The sequence below is a fragment of the Mycobacteroides abscessus ATCC 19977 genome (assembly GCF_000069185.1).
Taxonomy (GTDB): domain Bacteria; phylum Actinomycetota; class Actinomycetes; order Mycobacteriales; family Mycobacteriaceae; genus Mycobacterium; species Mycobacterium abscessus.
The window spans coordinates 484,334-505,206 of record NC_010397.1 but is presented as its reverse complement, the minus strand read 5'-3'; the positions used below and the strand labels follow the sequence as shown (position 1 = coordinate 505,206).

Annotated in this window: 20 protein-coding genes and 1 tRNA gene; 9 read left to right on the top strand and 12 right to left on the bottom strand. The window is 64.6% G+C overall.

Annotated elements, in window-relative coordinates:
• Together MAB_RS02725 and MAB_RS02720 are read right to left on the bottom strand one after the other, a co-directional pair.
• Entirely contained in the window at positions 1 to 1,386 is a 1,386-nt protein-coding gene (locus MAB_RS02725; protein WP_005113119.1) for a WS/DGAT/MGAT family O-acyltransferase, read from the bottom strand.
• Positions 1,365 to 1,664 carry a DUF2628 domain-containing protein gene (locus tag MAB_RS02720; RefSeq protein ID WP_005113117.1) on the bottom strand — a complete coding sequence of 100 codons (300 nt, stop codon included), beginning with the start codon at positions 1,662 to 1,664 and terminating at the stop codon, positions 1,365 to 1,367. Before MAB_RS02720 ends, MAB_RS02725 begins: the two co-directional genes overlap by 22 nt.
• Before the next feature lie 137 nt (positions 1,665 to 1,801).
• On the opposite strand from MAB_RS02720, the gene MAB_RS02715 reads away from it, so the two are divergent.
• Together MAB_RS02715 and MAB_RS02710 are read left to right on the top strand one after the other, a co-directional pair.
• On the top strand, positions 1,802 to 2,500 hold the full coding sequence (locus MAB_RS02715; protein WP_005113115.1) for a glycosyltransferase family 2 protein: 699 nt from the start codon (positions 1,802 to 1,804) through the stop codon (positions 2,498 to 2,500).
• Positions 2,500 to 2,895, top strand: a complete 396-nt coding sequence (locus MAB_RS02710; RefSeq protein ID WP_050546854.1) for a DUF2304 domain-containing protein — start codon at positions 2,500 to 2,502, stop codon at positions 2,893 to 2,895. Before MAB_RS02715 ends, MAB_RS02710 begins: the two co-directional genes overlap by 1 nt.
• Here MAB_RS02710 and MAB_RS02705 read toward each other — a convergent pair.
• Entirely contained in the window at positions 2,851 to 3,783 is a 933-nt protein-coding gene (locus tag MAB_RS02705; RefSeq protein ID WP_005113113.1) for a GDP-mannose 4,6-dehydratase, read from the bottom strand. The genes MAB_RS02710 and MAB_RS02705 overlap by 45 nt on opposite strands.
• 70 nt (positions 3,784 to 3,853) lie before the next feature.
• Between MAB_RS02705 and MAB_RS02700 the strand changes: the two genes are divergently transcribed.
• Genes MAB_RS02700 through MAB_RS02690 form a run of 3 tightly spaced genes read left to right on the top strand, consistent with a single transcriptional unit; the run spans position 3,854 to position 7,861 of the window.
• Positions 3,854 to 5,644: a hypothetical protein gene (locus MAB_RS02700; protein WP_012296325.1), complete on the top strand. Its 1,791-nt coding sequence runs from the start codon at positions 3,854 to 3,856 to the stop codon at positions 5,642 to 5,644.
• 10 nt (positions 5,645 to 5,654) lie between these two features.
• Positions 5,655 to 7,301: a CocE/NonD family hydrolase gene (locus tag MAB_RS02695; protein WP_005083480.1), complete on the top strand. Its 1,647-nt coding sequence runs from the start codon at positions 5,655 to 5,657 to the stop codon at positions 7,299 to 7,301.
• Positions 7,298 to 7,861, top strand: a complete 564-nt coding sequence (locus MAB_RS02690) for a DUF4352 domain-containing protein (protein ID WP_005083481.1) — start codon at positions 7,298 to 7,300, stop codon at positions 7,859 to 7,861. The genes MAB_RS02695 and MAB_RS02690 overlap by 4 nt, the downstream gene beginning before the upstream one ends.
• Here the strand turns inward: MAB_RS02690 and MAB_RS02685 are convergent.
• Positions 7,858 to 8,418, bottom strand: a complete 561-nt coding sequence (locus MAB_RS02685) for a TetR/AcrR family transcriptional regulator (protein ID WP_005083483.1) — start codon at positions 8,416 to 8,418, stop codon at positions 7,858 to 7,860. The genes MAB_RS02690 and MAB_RS02685 overlap by 4 nt on opposite strands.
• A gap of 82 nt (positions 8,419 to 8,500) precedes the next feature.
• Between MAB_RS02685 and MAB_RS02680 the strand changes: the two genes are divergently transcribed.
• On the top strand, positions 8,501 to 8,935 hold the full coding sequence (locus MAB_RS02680; RefSeq protein WP_005092142.1) for a DoxX family protein: 435 nt from the start codon (positions 8,501 to 8,503) through the stop codon (positions 8,933 to 8,935).
• On the opposite strand, the gene MAB_RS02675 is transcribed toward MAB_RS02680, so the two are convergent.
• Positions 8,932 to 9,627, bottom strand: a complete 696-nt coding sequence (locus tag MAB_RS02675; protein ID WP_005064918.1) for a CPBP family intramembrane glutamic endopeptidase — start codon at positions 9,625 to 9,627, stop codon at positions 8,932 to 8,934. The genes MAB_RS02680 and MAB_RS02675 overlap by 4 nt on opposite strands.
• Positions 9,628 to 9,844: 217 nt before the next feature.
• Here MAB_RS02675 and MAB_RS02670 point away from each other — a divergent pair, with 217 nt between their 5' ends.
• Together MAB_RS02670 and MAB_RS02665 are read left to right on the top strand one after the other, a co-directional pair.
• Positions 9,845 to 10,537 (top strand): GAP family protein, encoded by a 693-nt coding sequence (locus tag MAB_RS02670; RefSeq protein ID WP_005086892.1) that lies wholly within the window; start codon positions 9,845 to 9,847, stop codon positions 10,535 to 10,537.
• 258 nt (positions 10,538 to 10,795) lie between these two features.
• Positions 10,796 to 11,218 carry a helix-turn-helix transcriptional regulator gene (locus MAB_RS02665; protein ID WP_005083487.1) on the top strand — a complete coding sequence of 141 codons (423 nt, stop codon included), beginning with the start codon at positions 10,796 to 10,798 and terminating at the stop codon, positions 11,216 to 11,218.
• Here MAB_RS02665 and MAB_RS02660 read toward each other — a convergent pair.
• The 5 genes from MAB_RS02660 to MAB_RS02640 all read right to left on the bottom strand — a co-directional run bounded on the left by MAB_RS02660 (position 11,158) and on the right by MAB_RS02640 (position 15,586).
• Positions 11,158 to 12,315 (bottom strand): hypothetical protein, encoded by a 1,158-nt coding sequence (locus MAB_RS02660; protein WP_005083488.1) that lies wholly within the window; start codon positions 12,313 to 12,315, stop codon positions 11,158 to 11,160. The two genes, MAB_RS02665 and MAB_RS02660, sit on opposite strands and share 61 nt — an antisense overlap.
• The gene (locus MAB_RS02655) at positions 12,312 to 13,457 is read right to left on the bottom strand and encodes a hypothetical protein (RefSeq protein ID WP_005083489.1); all 1,146 of its coding nucleotides are present in this window, start codon (positions 13,455 to 13,457) and stop codon (positions 12,312 to 12,314) included. Before MAB_RS02655 ends, MAB_RS02660 begins: the two co-directional genes overlap by 4 nt.
• Before the next feature lie 139 nt (positions 13,458 to 13,596).
• Positions 13,597 to 14,112, bottom strand: a complete 516-nt coding sequence (locus tag MAB_RS02650) for a hypothetical protein (RefSeq protein WP_005065500.1) — start codon at positions 14,110 to 14,112, stop codon at positions 13,597 to 13,599.
• Between the two features lie 128 nt (positions 14,113 to 14,240).
• Positions 14,241 to 14,316, bottom strand: a tRNA-Thr gene (locus MAB_RS02645).
• 64 nt (positions 14,317 to 14,380) lie between these two features.
• Complete coding sequence (locus tag MAB_RS02640; RefSeq protein ID WP_005083491.1) at positions 14,381 to 15,586, bottom strand: DNA polymerase III subunit delta'; 1,206 nt, start codon at positions 15,584 to 15,586, stop codon at positions 14,381 to 14,383.
• Between the two features lie 162 nt (positions 15,587 to 15,748).
• On the opposite strand from MAB_RS02640, the gene MAB_RS02635 reads away from it, so the two are divergent.
• A complete protein-coding gene (locus tag MAB_RS02635) occupies positions 15,749 to 17,239 on the top strand; it encodes an adenylate/guanylate cyclase domain-containing protein (RefSeq protein WP_005064937.1) in 1,491 nt (496 codons plus the stop codon).
• Here MAB_RS02635 and topA read toward each other — a convergent pair.
• Together topA and MAB_RS02625 are read right to left on the bottom strand one after the other, a co-directional pair.
• A complete protein-coding gene (topA, locus tag MAB_RS02630) occupies positions 17,236 to 20,028 on the bottom strand; it encodes a type I DNA topoisomerase (RefSeq protein ID WP_005113110.1) in 2,793 nt (930 codons plus the stop codon). The two genes, MAB_RS02635 and topA, sit on opposite strands and share 4 nt — an antisense overlap.
• Before the next feature lie 186 nt (positions 20,029 to 20,214).
• Entirely contained in the window at positions 20,215 to 20,802 is a 588-nt protein-coding gene (locus MAB_RS02625; protein WP_005083493.1) for a hypothetical protein, read from the bottom strand.
• Positions 20,803 to 20,873: the final 71 nt, after the last annotated feature.

Sequence of the window (20,873 nt, the reverse complement as noted above, 5' to 3'; positions counted from 1 at the left end):
TCAGATCCCCACGGCGTGCTCCAACTCCACGAGTGCGGCTTCCAGACCGTCGGCCATCTCATCGATATCAGCGGCCACCTCCGGTGTGGTGACAAATCCGAAATCCATGTGCTCCAGGTAGGAGAAGCAGGTGATGTTCAGCGCCACGTCCATGACCGGTGGGCCGAGCGGGATCATCGACTCCAGCCGCGCTCCGGCCATGTAGAGCGGGAACGACGGGCCGGGAACATTGGACAGCACCAGGTTGATGGGCGCCAGGTTCCGGGACAATCCGCTGGCGGTGTAGGCGCGTGCCGCCAACTGCAGCAGCCCCGGCGGCGTGGTATCGGTCAGCCCCATGATTTGGTGTGCTGACATAGCACGCGCCATTTCCTTGGCACCCTGGGTGCCCTCGTAGATCGCCTGGATCCGCTCAGCTGGGTCGTCGATATCAGTGGCCAGTGAGACAGTCATCGAACTGACCTGATTGCCGACCACGCCATCGGTTTCCTCGGTACGCACCGAGACCGGAATCTGCACGATAAGTGGTTTGTCCGGGAATTCGTCGCGCTTGGCCAGGTAGTCGCGGACGGCACCCGCGACTATCGCCAGTACCACATCGTTGACCTTGACACCGAATGCGTCCTTGAGTGCCTTGACGCGCGCAAGGTCCAGCCGTGCCCCGGAAATGCGCCGGTGCGGCGAGACCGGCGCATTGAATCGGGTATGCGGCGCCTCGAAGTACCCGGGCGATTTACGCTCCATACCAAAGACCGCCAGCTGCTGACGGACCGTCTGTTGGACCAACCGGGCCACGCGATAGGGCGTCTTGACACCGACATTCACCAGCGCGCTCAGCAGGATGCGCTCGCGACTCGGTAGCCCGAGCCCCACCAATGACCCGACGGTGTCGTCCGGGGCGGGACGCGGTTCGGGTGCGATATCGAGCAGGATCTCGCCCAGGCCCGCACCGGACACCCCATCGACGATCGCATGATGCATCTTGGTCAGCGTGGCCACCCGCCCGCCCTCGACACCCTCGATGACCCATAGCTCCCACAGCGGCCGCGACCGGTCGAGTTTGTACGACATCAGCCGTCCGGCAAGCTCTTCCAGCTCCTTGCGGCCACCAGGGGCGGGTACGCCGATCCGCCGGATGTGAAAGTCGGGGTCGAGCTCCTCGTCTTCGACGAACCACGGCCGGTCCAGTCCCAGCGGAACATCGGTGACCCGCCAGCGCAGTTGCGGCATGGACGGCAGACGTTCCACGATGAGGGCGCGTACCCGCTCAAAGCTGTAGTCCGGCGCATCGGTGGGGTCGTAAATCGACAGTCCCCCAATATGCATATGCCAGCCCGCCGTTTCGGCGTGCCAGAACGCCGCATCTACCCCAGACAGCCGTTGCATGGCGGAAACACTAGCCCCGACCGCATTCCCGCTGTGAGGAATGCGACGAACCGTTGGATCTCGATCTGATCAGCGCCACTTGCCGTAGCCCTCGAACAGATTCCACGACTGGCTGCCCTGACGTAGTGCAGGTAGTGGGCATAGTTGGCGACGCTCATCGTTGCCGCCGCGACGCCGACACTGGCGCCCTGCACGGCCCCATGGGGAAGGTCCACCACTGCGCACACGATGTTGAGCACCAACCACACTCCGGCCAGGGTGAGGCCCTTTTGCCACATACCCTTGACAAAGAAGCAGATGAGCCCGCCAAATCTCCGCCAAATCCTGGCGGTCCTGGGTGTCAGTCACGCCGGTAGAACCGGCACAGGACTGGCACAGCAGTCGCACAGCCGGTCCCGGTGCTACCTTGATCCCAGTGAGCAACACCGGTAACACCGACGTCTGGCTGGTCATCCCCGCCTATAACGAGGGACCAGTCATCGCCGACGTCATCGCCGCGGCACTCGGCACCTTCCCCAATATCGTCTGCGTGGACGACGGCAGCGTCGACCGGACCGCCGCGCTCGCGCATGGCGCCGGCGCGCATGTGGTCCGGCATCCGGTCAATCTCGGGCAGGGCGCGGCGATCCAAACCGGCGTGGAGTACGCCCGCGCGCAGCCGGGTGCGCAGATCTTCGTGACATTCGATGCCGACGGCCAGCACCAAGTCAAAGACGTGGTGGCCATGGTGGACAGACTGCGTCTGGAGCCCCTCGATATCATCGTCGGCACTCGTTTCGGCGCGGGCTCGGGTCCCGGACATGTGCCTCTTATCAAACGCATAGTGCTGAAAACCGTTGTGTTGCTGAGCCCCCGGACCCGGCGCCTCAACCTGACCGACGCCCACAACGGTCTGCGCGTGTTCAACCGAACGGTCGCCAATGGCCTCAACATCACCATGAACGGCATGGGTCACGCCAGCGAGTTCATCGCGATGATCTCCGAAAACCATTGGCGGGTAGCAGAACAACCGGTCGACATCCTGTACACCGAGTATTCGATGGCCAAGGGCCAGTCGCTGATCAACGGGGTCAACATCATGTTCGACACCGCATTCCGCCGGAGGTTGCCGTGATCACCTGGATACAGCCGCTACTGATCGTCGCAGTGCTGCTGTTGCTGGTTTATCTGCTGCGTTCACGCAGCACCGCGCAGGCCAAGGCATGGGTCAAACTCGGGTTCGTGGTGTTTGTGGTCGCCGGCATTTACGCCATCCTGCGCCCGAACGACACCACCACACTGGCGCATTGGCTCGGGCTGGGCCGTGGCACCGACCTCATGCTCTACGCGCTGATTATCGCGTTCGCATTCACCACCCTGAGCACGTATCTGCGCTTCAAGGACCTCGAGCTGCGTTACTCACGGCTGACCAGGGCGGTCGCGCTACGCGGTGCCGAGCCCCCGTCCGGCGATATTGCTCCGGAGCTAGCTCCGGAAGAAGTCAACGGTCCTTCTGATCCCGTCCGCTAGCGGCACCCGCGGCTCCCAGCCCAGCACCCTCTTGGCCAGACCGACGTCCAGGCACGACTGACGCAGGTCGCCCAGCCGCGGCGGATGAAACTCGGGATCATCCGGTGCGCCCGCCGCCGCGGCCACCAACGAATGCAGTTGCCGGTCACTGGTTTCCACACCGGTGCCGACATTGAAACGCTGCCCGCCACCGTCAGGGCCGGAGGCCCGCACGAAGGCCTCCACCACGTCGTCGACAAACACGTAGTCGCGAGTGTTGCCACCATCGCCGAACACCTTGGTGGAGCGGCCGGAGAGCAGAGCCTGCGCGAAAATCGCGACAACCCCGGCCTCACCATGCGGATCCTGTCGAGGCCCATACACATTGGCAGGGGCGATATGCGAGCACTCCAGCCCGTACAGGTGCCGGAAGGTGTTGAGGTAGATCTCGCCGGCCACCTTGCCCGCCGCGTATGGCGAGTGCGGGTCGGTGGGAACTGTCTCGCTGGTCGGAATCTGCTTCGGGGTGCCGTAGATCGATCCGCCCGACGAGGTGTGCACGATCTTGCGCACGCCCGCCTTGCGCGCGGCCTCTGCGAGCCGGACCGTACCGACGACGTTGACGGAGGAATCGAACTGCGGGTCGGCCACCGAGTGACGTACGTCGATCTGCGCGGCCAGGTGGAAGATCACCTCAGGGGAGTATTCGGCGACTACAGCGTCCAGGTCGGCCTCGACGATGTCGTCCTTGACGAATGTGAACTTGGCATTCGCCTCGGCGGCCTCCAGGTTCGCCACCTTGCCGGTGGCCAGGTTATCCAGTCCCGTTACCTCGTGCCCGTCCGCCAACAGGCGATCAACCAGCGTCGACCCGATGAATCCTGCAGCTCCGGTAACCATTGCCCGCACGTGGCGACTCCCTCTGTGTTCGCATAGCTCACGGCATTCGGCCCCACCCTACAGATAGGGTCGGGCCCAAATGCCTTCTGCAGTGCGAGCCCGACTCCCCCACCTGAACCCCGTTGCCGCCGCCGCGGCAGCTCTCATCGTGGCGCAGCTAGCGGTTCGGGGCGTGTTGGCGTTCGGGGGAGATTTTTACTGGGACGACCTGATTCTGGTGGGCCGCGCCGGAACACAGGACCTGTTCGCGCCGTCGTATCTGTTCGATGACCATGACGGGCACGTCATGCCTGCGGCCTTCCTGCTCGCGGGCATGATCACCAAGTTCGCCCCCCTCAATTGGTTCTGGCCCGCGGTAAGCCTGGTGGTTTTGCAGGCACTGGCGTCGCTGGCACTGCTGCGGGCGCTATGGGCAATCCTCGGCTGGCGGCCGGTGCTCGTGGTCCCACTAACCTTCACGCTGTTCACACCCCTGGCGGTGCCCGGGTTTACGTGGTGGGCAGCGGCGCTGAACTCACTGCCGATGCTGGCCGCGATGTGCTGGTTCGTGGCCGACGTGGTCCTGCTGGATCGCACCGGCGACCGCAGATATGCCGCAGCAGCCATGGGCGTGTTCCTCGCCGGACTGCTGTTTTTCGAGAAGTCCGTGGTCATCCCCTTCGTGGCGTTCGCCGTGCTGGCCCTGCTGGCCTACTTACGTGGGCACGGGTGGTCGTCACTGACCCGAACGTGGCGGCGGGGCGCGTTGGTCTGGATCCCGGCCGGAGCACTCACCGGGGCGTGGATTGTCCTCTACCTGGTGGTGGTCGATCAGAAACGGTGGAGCACCGATCTGTCCATGACATGGTCGCTGCTGCAACGCTCGTTCACGCATGGGGTGCTGCCCGGTTTGGTGGGTGGGCCGTGGCGCTGGGATCGCTGGGTGCCGAGCTCGCCTTGGGCCGAACCGTCGTCGTTCGTGATCGGACTGGGTGCGCTCGCCCTCGGCACGACCATCCTGCTGACCTGCTACCGCAAGCAGCGGCTTGGTCTGGTGTGGGTGACACTGCTCGGCTACCTGGTGGCCAGCGAGGTGCCGATCTACCTGATGCGCGCATCGGCATTTACTGCGCTATTGCTCGCACAGACACTGCGATATCTGCCGGACCTGGTGGTGGTCGCGGCGCTACTGGCCGCGGTGGGCCTCACCGCGCCGAACCGGCCGGGCAGTGGACGGCTGGACAGCTCGGCCAAGCGCACCACAGCGGTGGCATTGGTGCTGGCGTTATTCGTGGCGAGCAGCCTGGTCTCGACGGTCGCTTACCTGCGCAGCTGGCGCAACAACCCCGCCTCGTCCTACATCGCAACCGTGAAAGCATCCCTTGCCGCGGTGGCGACCGGGCCTGCGGTACTCGACCAGGAGGTCGACCCGCTGGTTCTGCAGAATGTGGTTCGGCCGGAGAATCTGCTCAGCCACATGTTCGCGCTGGTGCACCCCAGGCCGGAGATCGGTTCCACCACAACACAGTTACGGATGCTCGACCGCAACGGCCACCTGCTGGACGCCCAGGTGACATGGGTTCGTGCTATCACCGAGGGGCCGGTATCCGGATGCGGATACCTGGTGCAGTCCACACAAACCCTGCCGTTGAACGGTCCGCTGCTACCCGCGGACTGGATTGTCGAGCTGAACTACCTGGCCAATACCGAGGGGGCCGTGTGGGCATCGTTCACCAATGGCCCGAAGGTCAGGGTCCCGGTGCGCCCCGGGCTCAACCGGGTCTTCATCAGACTCCCAGGTTCAGGGAATGCGATTATCCTGCAACCTATTACACAGTCATTGTCGCTGTGCGTCGCCGTCGGGCCGGTAGGTGCGCTCGCCCCCCGGTAGATTGGGCGCCATGCTCGAAGAACTGGCTTTGACGTGGACCGGACGACTGTCCGCACCCGTCCTCGAGAAGCTACTCGACCTGCCCGAACCACTCACCACCGATATACAGACGCAGCGGGACATCACGGTGCGGATGCCCGACGGGGTGCGACTCTCCACCGACCACTTCCGCCCACCCGGTCAGCACCCGCTGCCGGCCGTCATCTTTCGCACCCCATACGACAAGCGCGGCATGGTGAGCCAACTGTGGGCAATGCTGTTGGCGCGTCAGGGGTTTCAGGTGATCGTGCAAGACACCCGAGGCCAGTACGGATCCCAGGGCAAATTCGACGCGTTTCGGCAGGAGCGGGCGGACGGCCTGGCCACGGCGGCATGGGTTCGCGAGCAGCCGTGGTGCGATGGCACCCTGGCAACCGCCGGGCCTTCATACCTCGGGCACACCCAATGGGCGGTGGCGCCGTATATCGAGCCGCCCCTGGCCGCCATGTGCCCCGCCATCACCACCAGTAACTTCAGAGAGCTCTTCTATCCGGGCGGGTCATTCAATCTGCACAACCTGCTGACGTGGTCGTCGTCGATCGGTTCACCGGAAACCTCCCAGCTGACCCGTCTGCTGCGGGCCGGCGCAATCGCCAAGCGAGTACGCCGGGCCATGGATCACCTACCCCTAGGCAATGCCGACAATATCGCCATCGGGAAGCCAGAACCTTTCTGGCGCACAGTAATCGATCACACCGAAGACGACCACTGGGACGAGATCAATCACACGCCGGCCCTCGCGACCCTCAACACACCGGTGAGCATGGTGACCGGCTGGTGGGACCTGCTTCTGGTCGGACAGTTACGCGATTACGAGGAACTGCAGAAGACGGACTGCCCGCGACGGATCACCATAGGCCCGTGGGACCACATGAAGTCCCTCAAGGCGGTGATCGGTGATAGCTTCTCGTGGCTTGCGGCCCACCTGCACGGTGACGCCTCGGCGACGCACCGGGCTCAAGTCCGTATCTATCTACAGAAAGCCGGTCAATGGCTGGACTTCGACCACTGGCCTCCCCGGCAATCCACATCCACCGCGCTATACCTGCACGCGGATCGCGCATTGGATTGGGAAGCGCCACAGGGCGATAGCTCTGCCGACAACTTTACCTACGACCCCAAGGACCCCACCCCGACGGTCGGCGGGCCACTGCTGGACACCCGGGCCGCCGGCCAACGCGACAATTCCGCTATCGAGAAGCGGCCCGATGTCCTGGTGTTCACATCCCAGCCGTTGACCAGCGACCTGGACCTCATCGGCCCCGTCTCAGCCTCCATCTACGCGACCACCGACAGCGGCCAGGGCGATCTCTTCGTCAGACTCTGCGACGTCGACCGTAAGGGACGGTCTCACAATGTCACGGACGGGATAATCAAATTAGACGGCGTCACGGACGCCCCGATTCAGGTGATCATGCACCCCACCGGCTACCGCTTCGCCCGTGGACACCGTCTGCGGTTACAGGTCAGCGGTGGCGGATTTCCGAATCACGCCCGCAACACCGGATCGGGCGAGCCACTGGCCACCGCCAGCCGAATCGTTCCGATCCACTTCGAGGTGCGCCACGACAAGGAACACCCCTCCTCGGTGACACTTCCGGTGATGCACTCTTCATGATCACGAAATACCTTACTCCCCTTGCACTTATCGGCACTCTCGTCAGCGCCTGCGGAGGCAGCGGCCCATCGGAAAGCCATCCGACCCTCATCCATGTCGGCGGCACCGGGGGAGGCGCCGAGACCAAGGTGGTAACGGCGGAGGACGGTAAACCCGGCGCGGTGGGACAACAGGTACACGACGGCGATCTGGCCTTCGTCGTCACCCGGGTAAGCGACGCCGGAACCGTCGGCGACGTGGCGAATCCGGCGCTGCAGGCAACGGCGACCGGGACATTCGTCGTCGTACATCTTGAGGTGCTCAACCTCGGGCAGGCAACACGCTCGTTCCTCGGCGACGAACAGAAGCTCAAGGACGCGACGGGCAAGGAGTACACGCCCGACAGCATGGCGAACATCTTGGCCCGCAACGCCGAACAGCTCGAGCCGGGAGCCGAACTAGGACCTGGCGCGCAGAAAAGGTCGGTGCTCGTCTACGACGTGCCGCGGGGCACTGTGCCCAAGGAAATCGATCTACACAGCGGCTACAGCTCCAAGGGAGCGAAAGTCGTTCTGGGCTAACCAGCCTCGGGAAACAACACGTAAGCGATCTGCGACGCGATGCGCAGCGGATCGGCGTCATCGCGTGAATCAGCAAGCGCCCCCGTGGTCCACAACGATACGAACCCATGCACCAAGGACCACGCCGCACGCGCGGCGGTGATCCTGTCGGCCGATGTCTGCTGCGGTGTCAGTGTCGCGATCCCGGAGTCCAGGGCGGCGGCGGCACGGTCGCGCGCCTCGGCCAGCCGTCCATCGGCCAAATCCAGCAGCGCCGGTTCGAACATCACGGAATAGTGGCCCGGATTGGCCAATGCGAACTCAACGTAGGCCAGGGCCGCGGCATGAAAGTCGGGATGGGCGCCATCGAGCGCATCGGCCAGTCGCGTGAACCCATCGGCGGCCAATGCCGTGAACAACCCGCGGCGGTCGCCAAAGTGGTGCGCGGGTGCGGCATGCGAGACACCCGCTTCGCGGGCCAACTCCCGCAGGGACAACTCGGTGGCGCCGCGCCGGGCCACCATGTCGGCGGCGCTCGTCAGTATCGCTGCTCGCAGATCGCCATGGTGATACGACACAGCACCAGCATAACCAGAATCTTGACAGTGGCTAGATATCGAGTACCGTCAATCTAGCCACTGTCAAGATCGGAGGGCAATCATGGCTCCGCTCATCGCCCTTGTGGTCGGAACCCTGTCGGCGCGGCTAGCCGGCATTCTGGGACTCGCACCCGCCGACTCCTGGCCCGCCGCCGTGGCAGTCGGTCTCGCCGCCATGTTCACGCTGACCGGTATCGCGCATTTCGTGCCGAAGATGCGTGATGCCATGATCGCGATAGTGCCGCCGCGGATCCCGGCGCCCGGGTTCTTGGTGGCGCTGACAGGGGCTCTTGAGCTGCTCGGCGCGGCCGGCGTGCTGATTCCCGCAACCAGAGTGGTGGCGGCGGCGAGTCTGGCCGCCCTGTTGGTGGCGATGTTTCCCGCCAATGTGTATGCCGCGAGCCAGCGGTCCAATCCGCTGTCGACTCCGCTGGGATGGAGGACCCTTGAGCAATTGCTCTTCCTCGCGGCGGCGGCAACCGCCGCATGCGGCTAGATCAAGTGCCAGACCAGGACGGCGGCCAGCACACCCATGCCATTCAGCGACCAATGCAGCGCGATGGGCGCCAAGAGGCTGCCGCTACGCCTGCGCAACCAGGTAAAGACAAATCCGGCGATCGCGGTGGCGACCACCGCCCCGGCCACACCCGCGATCTGCGCCCACAATCCCACGCCGAGCAGTCGGGTAAGGCCGACATTGCCGGTCGTCAGCCCCAGCGAGGTGGCGATATGCCAGAAACCGAACAGCAAGGAGCCGACTGCCGCCACGCCCCGAAAACCCCAGGCACGCGCCATGGTTCCGTGCAGCACACCGCGGAACGCAAGCTCTTCGGGGATCACCGTCTGCAGTGGGATCAGCACGAAGGAGGCGAGCAGCGCACCCGAAACCGTGGTGGCGTAGCTGCTGTTCAGGAACATGGGGCGGGTGATCGGCAGCAACAAGCCGATACCGATTACCGCACCGACAATGACCACGGCGACAGCCGCGTACTTGGCACCGGACCGCCAATGGTCGCGACCCAAGCCCAGCTCGGCCCAGGAGTGACCGCGGTAGCGGATGAGAGCGAGCAGGCCGATCGCGGCAATCGGGACCACCACGAAATTGGCCCACGGCGTTGTGAAGTGGGCGATCAGGTTGGTGGCAACAAGTACCGCGACCACGACAGCGATATCGATATAAGTGCGCACATCTCGCAATCCATGCAGGGGCGCAACGGCCGCCGGGGTCTGAGTAGGCACCGGTCCAGAGTACCGGCGGTCTTGTTGGCCCAGCTCAGAGTGTGATCCAGTCGTATCCATACCGATCACGACGCAGTTTTGGGCCCGAGCGAGCAGCCAACTGTGGCAGTGCCCACAACGCCGCGTGAGACGGAACACGATCGACCTTCCCGTAAGTTTTGCAATCGTGCTCACCCTGTTGCTGGCGTTCGCGGGATTCGCTTGCCTGGATGCCCTCAACGTGCTCAACATCGGTGTCGCCACCACGATCGTCTACGTGACACGCCTGGAACGCAGATCCGTGTTCCCCGGGGGCCTGAGCTTCGTCACCGGTTTATTTGTGGCCCTGTTCACGTTTGGGGTGGCAACCGTGCTCGGCGTGCGCTCGCTGACGGATGTGGCCGCGGGAGCCGAGATCACTCCGTCGACACGATATTGGGCGCAACTGGTTATCGGGGTCTTGCTGATCGCGGTCGCCGCGTTGACGTGGTTCTCCGAGCCGGTGACGCCGCCGTGGATCCGCAGTGTGGCGCGGCGTCATCCGTGGCTGCTTGCCTTTGTCGGCCTCGCACTCGGATATGCCGAGGCCCCAACCTCTGTGCCGTATTTGAGCGCGCTGGCGATGCTCGCCTCCCGCCACCCGCTGCCTACCCTCTGGCCGCTGCTGTTGGTCGGCTACGGCGTCGTCGCCATACTCCCGAGCCTGCTGATTCTGGTGCTCTCGACGAGGCGCTCTCCGCGCGCACGCCGGATGCAACGCGGCCTGGTTCGGACGGTGACGAGATATGGACCCACCGCGATCCGGGTAATTTTCCTTTGCCTCGGAGTCGTTCTCATCACCAGTGCGCTTGTGCACCACAGCGCACTGGGTCTGCGCTAGGCGACAGCACTTCCGACAAAATCGGCTGACCGCTCGCTGTGCCCAACCCCACGATGAGCACAACGATTGACCAGCTGACGCGTCCGAATGCAATTAGCCGAACGAACACCGATGACATTACTGTCAGTAAATAGTGCTTGTCAATCACTTACCTCCTCGCCCGATCACGTGCCCCCGGACGCCCCGGAACCTACGATGAGCAGCACAGCATCGGCGTGTATGGTTGGGCAGCAGAATGGGAGTACGTGAGGGGGTGCGATGCCGGACTTTTCGAAACGACTGAGCCATCTGTTTGCCACGGTGCATCCGGCAGGGCGTGGCCCGTACTCACTGAACGAAGTGGTAGCTGCTCTCGGTAAGCGCGGTGTCGAGGTGTCCTCACCGTACCTATCACTCCTGCGCAAGGGCGAGCGTTCCAACCCCGCACCGGAAATCGTCACGGCGCTGGCGGAGTTCTTCCAAGTGAGCCCCGCCTACTTCTATGACGCCGACTATGCCGAATCGGTCAACCGCGACCTGGATTGGCTTGTGCAGCTGCGCGACTCGAAGGTACGAGAGATAGCGCAGCGCAGCTACGCATTATCCGAGCACAGCCGGCAGGCGATTGCCGACATGGTCGATCACCTCCGCAAGGTGGAGGGCATACCCGACAAGGAAGCCGGGAACTCCGCGTCTTCCTGACGCTCCCGATAGGCGTCGGCTATCGCGAGCATCCAGGATTCGTCACTGACGCCATCAGGGGCGTGCAGCCATTCACGGCTGAACCCCGGAACTGGTTGGCCGACAAGCCATTTTGCCACTACCCCCGCCCGCGCTGATGACTCTTCGGCAGCCGGGCGCCCGGCCACAAGCGGGTCACCGCGCCGTTGTGCCAGCAAGGTAAGACCATCCTGAATATGGAAGCCCCATTCAAACACCTTGTCGGACAACCTTATGCGCGATTCCATTGGCGGAAAAAGCGCCGGAAAGAGATCCGCGAGGGCGTTGTGCAGCGGACGAAGCCGCCGTACGTCCCGATGCGCCTGCACGCGCGATACCACGGGAGGCCACAGGAATCCCGTGAACATCAAGATCTCCGCGATGCAGCCCGGCCAGGTATCGAGCCACACTCCATACGCACTACCCATAACCCCTTGGCCGCGCGACAGCGGCTGCCAGATACCCCCGAAGACGCACGCAACAATCTGAAAGATGGACGCCACCGCCATCAGCCCTAGACCGACCCCGACCGGGGTGCGGTCGATGTGTCGAAAACCATGCCACGCCAACTGGACCGCCACGAATATCACGTACGCGCTGCTGATCACCACCGCCGTGACCGCTGCCGGATCGCCCTCGGTGAAGACCGCCTCGGCAAGCACGTACACGTCATCTGAGCTCATGGGCAGCCGACTGCGGGTTACCAGCACCGTGACCGCTATCAGCGCGAGAACAGCCATCACGGAAGCCGTACGTAACGCACGTCGGATCCGCGCCGGCGACGCATCCCCGGCGATGCCCACCACAAAGACCTGCAAACAGGCAGCGATCGTGATGGGCGGCCAGCCCGCCACGCTGACAGCGTGCACCACGGGCGGCAACGAGGGCCACACCCAGTCGGAGTAAATCAGGAGCCAGAACCAGGCCGATGCTCCGAAAGCCGTTGCGGCAAGGGCCGGCACAGACGCCGGGAATCGCGCGACTCGCCAGATCCGGTAGAGCAATACCGGCATGAAGCCAACCAGCACCGCCACCCGGATGGCTTGCAGGTTCCCCCATGCCTCTGCGGCGGCACTCACCCGTTCGCCACCACCTGCCCACTGAAGTGATGCCCCGACATTTCCTGACGCACCCGATACGCCTTGGCTAACTCATGCACCCACCTCTCGTCGCTCGTGGACGCCGGCGGTTGTAGCCACTCACAACTGAATCCCGGAACAACCTGATCCGTAATCCAATTGGCCACCGAAGCGGACCGTGCTGCGGCATCAGCCGGGATGGGGGCATACGTACTCAGCGGCACGCCACGGGCCTGCGCCAGCAAGGTAAGCCCATCTTGAATGTGCGTGGTCCATTCAAAAGCCAGATCGGGAAGTCGCGTCGCGGGATCGACAGGTGGCCCCAACCCCGGGAATTGCGCGGCGAGCGCATCACGCAGCGGTGTGAGCGCATGCACAGCTCGCCGCGCCTGAAGATGCAGTGATACCGGCGGATAGAGAAAGCCCACCATCACGAGCGCGGTCACTCCAAACGCCGGAACAATGAAAAACCAGGGCCCGAAACGGCGCCCCTCCCACACCTCTCCATGAGCAAGCGGTGCCCAGATACCGCCAGAGACCAGCACCACGAGTTCTACCGCCGACGCCGCTGCCAACAGACCCAAACCGATCCCCACCGGGGTCCGGCTGACGTTCCGCGCCCCGGTCCAGATCAGTTGCACGAGTATCAAAGCAACATAGGCCGTGCTCGTCACCGAAGACACGAGCAGGCCGGGGTCTCTGCCCTCCATCAATGAATTGGTGAATACGTACGGGTCTTGCAGCACAGCCGAGGTATCGCTGACGAGGGTGGCAGTGGCGACCACGACAAGCACACAGCCTGCCGTCGTGAATGTGATCCAGAGGTGGCGCCGAACCCGTGCGGGTGTGGTGTGGCCGCTGATGCCCAGGACGAAAGCCTGTAGGCAGGCAGCCAGGGTTACCGCAGCCCACCCGCCCGCGCTGACAGCCCGCAGCCACGTGGGTAAAACCGACCACACGGAGTCGGTGAAGGCCAGCAACCACAACCACAGCAACACCCCGAAGCCCGTGACCGCCTTGCCCGGAAGCAGCGAGGGGTATCGCCACAGCCGCCAAATCCGGTACAGAAGAACAGGAACGAAGCACACCAAGACCGCAACGCGTACGGTCTGCATGCTCTGCCATTCCGCATGGGTGATCATGCGGCGGCATACCCCGTGAGAGTCCCCATGGCGCCGGAATCGAGGACCGATGGGGCCTTCTGTCGTCCGCATCCGTCGACGATGGCCATAATGCCGACTTCAGCGCCGACTGCCTGACGTTCCCACGCGGCGGGGATGGTCACCCCAGCGCGTCGTCCAAGTAGTGGCTCCACCGCGAGCGGGTTCCTCGTCCCGACCCCAGACGGCGAAGTAGCATTCCCGCGAACCGCTCGGCCGCAAGCTCGTCTTCGGGCCAGCCGTTCTCGGCATGAGCCAAATCATCACTGCCACAACTACGCTGCAGCATGCGGGCGACGAGGTCGGGGGTCACCACCTGGACATGTTCTGCGGCGAACTCTGCGATGGGCAGTCCGCGGTGACCCAACACCATATGCCCGAGCTCGTGAGCGATCGTGCGGTCCCTGCCCACGACTCCCTGGCCGATTTGCACAAGGTCGCGATCCGGGAACGAGATCCACTGGCCAAAAACGCCGGCCGCCAGCGGCGCGTCTTCGATCTCCATCACCCGGCCGTTCGCCTGCGCCCAATTGCGCGCGACCTCGACCACCGATCCCTGACCGCTAATAGTGAGCACCTGGTCCACGGCAGCGACGACTGCGCCATGACCACTGGCATCGCGTCGCGCAAACCACATGACCGGTAATGCTAGCGACCGGGTCCTCCACGCACAGCAGAAGCAGCGCCCGCGAGCCCCGCGACAGAGTGATCTATGTCAAAGGGCTGACCACCGCAGCAGGGGTGAACGTGGCCACGGCGAAGGGATGGAGCCACCCAGGGGAATCGAACCCCTGACCTATTCATTACGAGTGAATTGCTCTACCGACTGAGCTAGGGTGGCGCGCCGGGCGAACCCGGCGCCCGAGAGTCTACGGCAGACACCCTGGCAGACCCAATCGCGTTACCTACTCCGAAGGCCGCAACGCCTGACCTGCCGTCGCGACCAGTGCGTCGATCGCGAACTTGGGCTTCACATTGACGGCCAGCGCTTCTCGGCATTCCAGGACCGCCTCGATGCACTTCAGCAGCTGCTCGGGCGGCACTCTGTCCACCATCGGACCGAGCCTGTCGGCCATATCGGGATGATGCAGGGCCACCCGACCCTGGCCTGCGGCGCCGAAAGACAACACCAAGGCGTCCCGGAAGTAGGTCGCCAGATCGATGAGCGTACGGTCCAGCGCGTCTCGTGAGGCCCGGGTCTGGCGAGATTTTTGCTTCCGCTCAAGATCTTTCAAGACGCCGGCGGATCCGCGCAGCGCCGTCGCCGCGCCCTTCCCGGTGCCGCCCGCCCCCAGCGCGGTTTTCAGCTCTTCCTCTTCGGCCTCGTTACGCGCGGCCGTCAGCTCCTTGGCCTCGGCATCGGCACTGGTGACCAGCTCTTCGGCGGCCGCGTAGGCCCGGCTCGGAGTGGCTGCCTCCCGCGCCAGCCCCAACGCCTTAAGCCGACGCGCACGCGCCTGCTCATCGGTGGCGAGTCTGCGGGCCCGGCCCACGTGGCCACCACTGACCGAGGCCGCCCACTGGGCCTGCTCGGCATCGATGCCATCGCGGTCCACCAACACCTGCGCGATGGCCGCGACCGAAGGAGTGACGAGTGCCACATGACGGCAGCGCGACCGCAGGGTAATCGAGATGTCCTCGGGGTCCACCGACGGTGCGCACAACAGGAACACCGTCCGAGGCGGCGGCTCCTCGACGACCTTCAGCAGCACATTGCCGGCGCCCTCGGTCAACCGGTCGGCGTCCTCGATGAGCACCACCAACCAACGTCCCGTGCTCGGTCTGCGCCACGCCGCCTGCACGATGGCACGCATCTCGTCCACACCGATCGAGAGCCCCTCCGGCACCACTCTGCGCACGTCAGCATGGGTGCCCGCCATCGTGGTCGTGCATGGACGGCACGCACCGCAGCCGGCGACGTCCTCCGATTCGCACTGAAGTGCGGCGGCAAAACACAAAGCCGCCACCGACCTGCCCGAACCGGGCGGACCGGTAAACAACCATGCGTGCGTCATTCGCCCCGCATCGTCACCGCGTGCAGCCAATGCCGAGGACGAGAGCGTGGAAACCACCGCTCCCTGATCCACCAGGCGCCCGAAAACCCCGCTCATCGCCTACCAACCCTAGTCGCCGGCACCGACTCCAACCGCCTCCACACAGGCGTGTGAAACGCCTCCGTCACCGCCGACAGCTACGGTTAACGGGTGACTGGCGCGGAGGGTAGGCCCGATCGGCGCCCGCTCGCACGCGCAGCCCGGTATTCGCGGTGGGTCATGCGGACGCCATGGCCCCTCTTCATCATGGGTATTGCCCAGTCGAACCTGGTCGGAGCCCTGTTCGTACTGGGGTTCCTGCGGTTCGGTCTGCCACCGAGTGATCGTGTCGAACTCACCGAACTTGGCCCGACGCGGCTCATCATCCTGGGCTTCTCGTTGTTCATCCTGTTCGTCGTGGGGGCCATCGTCAGCACCTATCTGCTCCTGCCGGTGCTGCGCTGGCAGTATCGGTCCCCCGACTTCGAGTCCGAAGGCTCCGAAGCGGTCCGGGTACGAGCCTTGCAGATGCCGTTCTATCGGACCGTCATCAGTGTCGCGACGTGGCTCGTCGGAGGGGCCATCTTCGTCGCGGTCACCTGGTCATCCACCCACAGCTCGGTGCTGGTCGCGGCATTCGCGACCGTGCTCGGCGCGACCACGACCAGCATCATCGGCTATCTGCAGTCCGAGCGCGTGCTGCGCCCGGTCGCCATTCAGGCCCTGCGTCGCGGTGTTCCCGAAAACGTCACCGCCCCAGGCGTTATCGTCCGCCAGATTCTCACCTGGGCACTGAGCACCGGCGTGCCGATCCTGGCGATCGTGCTGACCGTGGTGGGGCAGCGGGCGGGGTACCTGAAATCCAATGCCGACAACCTCACCGGGTCGATACTGATCCTGGCCATCATCGCGCTGGCCATCGGACTCATGGGCACCCTGCTGGTGGCGACCTCGATCGCCGATCCGCTGCGCCAGTTGCGTTGGGCTCTCAGCGAAGTGCAGCGCGGCAACTACAACGCCCACGTGCCCATCTACGACGCCAGCGAGCTCGGACTGCTGCAAGCCGGGTTCAACGACATGGTGCGCGATCTCGGTGAACGGCAACGCCTACGCGACCTGTTCGGCCGCTACGTCGGCGAGGACGTGGCGCGCCGGGCGCTCGAATACGGCACCGAACTGGGAGGCCAGGAGCGCAGCGTCGCGGTGCTCTTCGTCGACCTGGTGGGGTCCACCCAGTTGGCGTCCACTCGGGGGCCTGCGGTGGTCGTACGGGTGCTCAACGAGTTCTTCCGGGTCATCGTCGACACCGTCAACAAGCACGGCGGCTTCGTGAACAAGTTCCAGGGTGACGCGGCGCTGGCGATTTTTGGTGCCCCGATCGACCACCCGGACGGCGCCGCAGCGGCACTTGCGGCCGCTCGTGAGCTGTCGGGCGAGCTGACCAATGTGTTGGGCTCCAATGACTTCGGCATAGGAGTCTCCGCCGGACGGGCGATCGCCGGGCATATCGGCGCACAGGCCCGATTCGAGTACACCGTGATCGGCGACCCGGTGAACGAAGCGGCCCGACTCACCGAGCTGGCTAAGAACGAGCCGGGCAACGTGCTCGCGTCGGCCTCCGCAGTCATGGAGGCGCGCGACGAGGAGGCACTGCGCTGGGATGTCGGCGAGACCGTCGAACTGCGCGGCCGCACGGTCTCAACGCAGGTTGCGCGCCCGCGTCACGGCTAAGTCGCCTTCTTCGCGGCCTTTTTCGCGGGCGCCTTTTTGGCCGGGGCCTTCTTGGCAGCCTTCGCCGGTGCCTTCTTGGCCCGCTTCACCGGCCCGCGTGCACGTCGGTCGGCGAGCAGCTCGGAGGCCCGCTCATCGGTGATCGACAGCACGTCATCACCCTTACGCAGGCTCGCGTTGGTCTCACCGTCGGTGACGTAGGGGCCAAAACGGCCGTCCTTGATCACCATCGGCTTGCCAGTCGCCGAATCCACCCCCAGCTCGCGCAGCGGCGCAGCCGAAGCCGCCTGTCCACCACGGCGTTTGGGCTCTGAATAGATCTTCAGCGCCTCGTCGAGGGTGACGGTGAAAATCTGGCCCTCGGTGGCCAATGAGCGAGAGTCGGTGCCACGCTTGAGGTATGGGCCATAGCGGCCGTTCTGGGCGGTGATTTCCTCACCGCTGGCGGGATCGACCCCGACCACACGCGGCAACGAGAGCAGCCTCAGCGCATCCTCGAGCGTCACCGTCTCCAAGGTCATGGACTTGAGTAGCGAGCCGGTGCGGGGCTTGGGGCCCTCGACCTTCTTGGCTCCCCGCTTCGGCTTCTCGGCCTCGACAGGTTCCGGCGGGGCCGGCAACACCTCGGTGACGTAGGGGCCGAAACGTCCGTCCTTGGCGACGATTTCGTGTCCGGTCTCCGGGTCGACACCCAGCGTCCGCCCCTCCTGCGGGATTGCGAACAGCTGCTCGGCCATCTCGACGGTCAGCTCGTCGGGGGTGACGCCATCCTTGACGTTGGCGCGCTGCGGAATGAGTGCCCCGGCTTCACCGTCCGGATCGGCCACCATCCGCTCCAGGTACGGACCGTTCTTTCCGACCCGCACGTAGATGGGGCGCCCCTGGTCGTCGTCGAAAAGCTTGATCGAGTTGATCTCGCGCGCGTCGATTTCCTCGAGGTTGACACCGACCAGCCGCTTGAGCCCGCCGGCGCGTGCCACCGAGCCCTCCACACCATGGTCGCCACCAAAGTAGAACGCGTTCAACCAATTTGTGCGGCGCTCGTTTCCGGAGGCGATCTCATCGAGGTCATCCTCCATGGCGGCTGTGAAGTCATAGTCGACGAGGCGCCCGAAATGCTGTTCCAGCAGTCCGATCACCGCGAATGCCGTCCAGGATGGGACCAGCGCGCTACCCCGCTTGTGCACGTATCCACGATCCTGAATCGTCCGGATGATGGACGAGTAGGTCGACGGACGCCCGATACCCAGCTCTTCCAGCGCCTTGATGAGCGAGGCTTCGGTGTAACGGGCAGGCGGGTTGGTGGTGTGCCCGTCCGCGGAAAGTTCCGCCACGGTGACGCTCTGGCCCTGCCTGAGCTGCGGCAGACGACGCTCTTCGTCATCGGCCTCGCCACCGCTGAGTTCGTCAACGGTCTCCACGTAGGCGGACAGGAAGCCGGGGAAGGTAATGGTACGACCGCTTGCGGTGAACACCACCTGCTCGCCGGAGGTAGCGGTACCGGCTAGCCGCAGGCTCAGCGTGGTACCGCGCGCGTCGGCCATCTGCGAGGCGACAGTGCGCTGCCAAATCAGCTCGTACAAACGGAATTCGTCGTTATCGAGTGACGAATGCAATTGGCCCGGAGTTTTGAAAGTCTCACCCGCCGGGCGAATGGCTTCGTGCGCTTCCTGCGCATTTTTCACCTTGCGCGTGTATTGCCGTGGCGAAGGATGCACATATTCGTTTCCGTACAACTCCGCGGCCTGTGATCGCGCCGCTTGCAGTGCCGAATCCGAGAGCGTGGTGGAGTCGGTACGCATATAGGTGATGTAACCGTTTTCGTACAACCGCTGCGCGATGCTCATGGTGCGCTCGGAGGAGAACCGCAGCTTGCGCCCGGCCTCCTGCTGCAGCGTCGAGGTCATGAACGGGGGGTAGGGCTTACGCGTGTAGGGCTTCTCCTCGGCGGAGACAACCGTCAGCGTCGCCTGCGACAGCCCTGCGACCAAAGCGTTGGCGCGGGTCTCATCGAGGACCAGCACCCCCGGGCCGTTACTGGTCTCCTTGACCTGGCCCAGCGAGTCGAAGTCGCGGCCCGAGGCCACCCGCAGGGCGTCCACGCTGACCAGCCGGGCATGAAAACGTGGGGGTTTTGCCGCCGGGTTGTCCTTGCCGGCATCCAGCTCGGCACCCAGATCCCAATAACCAGCGCTACGGAACGCCATGCGGTCACGTTCGCGCTGCACGATGATCCGGGTGGCCACCGACTGCACACGTCCGGCGGACAGGTTGCGTCCAACCTTCTTCCACAGCACGGGGCTGACCTCGTAGCCGTAGAGCCGGTCCAGGATGCGGCGGGTCTCCTGCGCGTCGACAAGGTTGTTGTCGAGGTCACGGGGGTCCTGAGCGGCCGCGAGGATGGCCTGCTCGGTGATCTCGTGGAACACCATGCGCCGGACGGGCACCTTGGGCTTGAGGGTCTCCAGCAGGTGCCAGGCGATGGCCTCACCCTCGCGGTCACCGTCCGTCGCGAGATAGAGCTCGTCAACGTCCTTCAACAGGCCCTTGAGCTCGGTGACGGTGCCCTTCTTATCCGGGCTGACGATGTAGAGGGGCTCGAAATCCGCATCGACGTTCACCCCGAGGCGAGCCCAGGGTTCGGACTTGTACTTGGCCGGAACGTCGGCAGCGGCACGGGGCAGGTCCCGGATGTGGCCACGCGAAGATTCGACGACGTATCCGTCGCCGAGGTAGCCAGCGATCTTGCGGGCCTTCGTCGGTGATTCGACGATGACGAGCCGTCGCAATGCTTCGTCTCCTTACCTGCGCATTCAGCCGCATATGTACGGTGTACGGGCGGTCCACCGTGGTCACAAGATGACACCCCCGCGCCAATTGCGCAAACCTAGCCTTGCATATAGGCGCGGGTATTCCGGATGTCAGGGTGTCCAAAAGCATGTCCGAGTCCTCGCCTACCCGCTGCCGAATGCCTCTTAAACCCTCGGCCAGACCCGGAATGCATCGGTGTCGCCGGGTGGTTCTCCGATGTTCTCCAATAGCCGCCCCAATCGGCGACGTCCACTGATCCGTAACGCGGGATTGGCACCGCGTGTTCCGATCAGTGTCGGAGCGATGCCCACCCGCATAAGCGCCGCTGCCAAGGGCGAATGTGTATCGGGGGCGTGCGGGTCCAAACCCAGCAGGTACCGGTCCGCCTCCGGTGAGCCCGCGGCGAGCACCCACGCCCGCAGCTCGCGCGCACCGGGTAGCCACTGCGCGGGAACGGTTTTCACCGCACCTCGGGTCCACTCACGCGCGATCGGCAGTATCGCCGGATCTATGGCGGTGCGCACCAGCGGATGATTCTCTGTGCCGGTCTCGGTATGACCGATCTCGGCCTGCAGACCGGTCTCGGTGATCATCTCGGCCAGCGCCAGGGCTCGCCACGGCTGATCCACGACCACCGAGATGCGCGCGCCCGCTCCGCTGACCACCACCTGACCAGGCCCGGCCAGCAGTCCCGCCAGATCGGTGACCTCGGGAGGCACCGACTCGGCGGAAAAGAAGGACAGCTGGCTCACAGTCACTGACAGTACTTTCTCGGGTTCCTCCGCGAGCAGACGCAAAAGCACCCGATCACCCGCGTGTCGAG

Excerpts from the sequence above, each read along its gene's own strand:
- MAB_RS02635 (WP_005064937.1), top strand. The coding sequence starts at position 15,749 with ATGCGGACGCCATGGCCCCTCTTCATCATGGGTATTGCCCAGTCGAAC.
- MAB_RS02720 (WP_005113117.1), bottom strand. The coding sequence starts at position 1,664 with ATGTGGCAAAAGGGCCTCACCCTGGCCGGAGTGTGGTTGGTGCTCAAC.
- MAB_RS02680 (WP_005092142.1), top strand. The coding sequence starts at position 8,501 with ATGGCTCCGCTCATCGCCCTTGTGGTCGGAACCCTGTCGGCGCGGCTA.
- MAB_RS02640 (WP_005083491.1), bottom strand. The coding sequence starts at position 15,586 with ATGAGCGGGGTTTTCGGGCGCCTGGTGGATCAGGGAGCGGTGGTTTCC.
- MAB_RS02690 (WP_005083481.1), top strand. The coding sequence starts at position 7,298 with ATGATCACGAAATACCTTACTCCCCTTGCACTTATCGGCACTCTCGTC.
- MAB_RS02700 (WP_012296325.1), top strand. The coding sequence starts at position 3,854 with ATGCCTTCTGCAGTGCGAGCCCGACTCCCCCACCTGAACCCCGTTGCC.
- MAB_RS02655 (WP_005083489.1), bottom strand. The coding sequence starts at position 13,457 with ATGATCACCCATGCGGAATGGCAGAGCATGCAGACCGTACGCGTTGCG.
- MAB_RS02725 (WP_005113119.1), bottom strand. The coding sequence starts at position 1,386 with ATGCAACGGCTGTCTGGGGTAGATGCGGCGTTCTGGCACGCCGAAACG.
- MAB_RS02650 (WP_005065500.1), bottom strand. The coding sequence starts at position 14,112 with ATGTGGTTTGCGCGACGCGATGCCAGTGGTCATGGCGCAGTCGTCGCT.
- MAB_RS02695 (WP_005083480.1), top strand. The coding sequence starts at position 5,655 with ATGCTCGAAGAACTGGCTTTGACGTGGACCGGACGACTGTCCGCACCC.
- MAB_RS02665 (WP_005083487.1), top strand. The coding sequence starts at position 10,796 with ATGCCGGACTTTTCGAAACGACTGAGCCATCTGTTTGCCACGGTGCAT.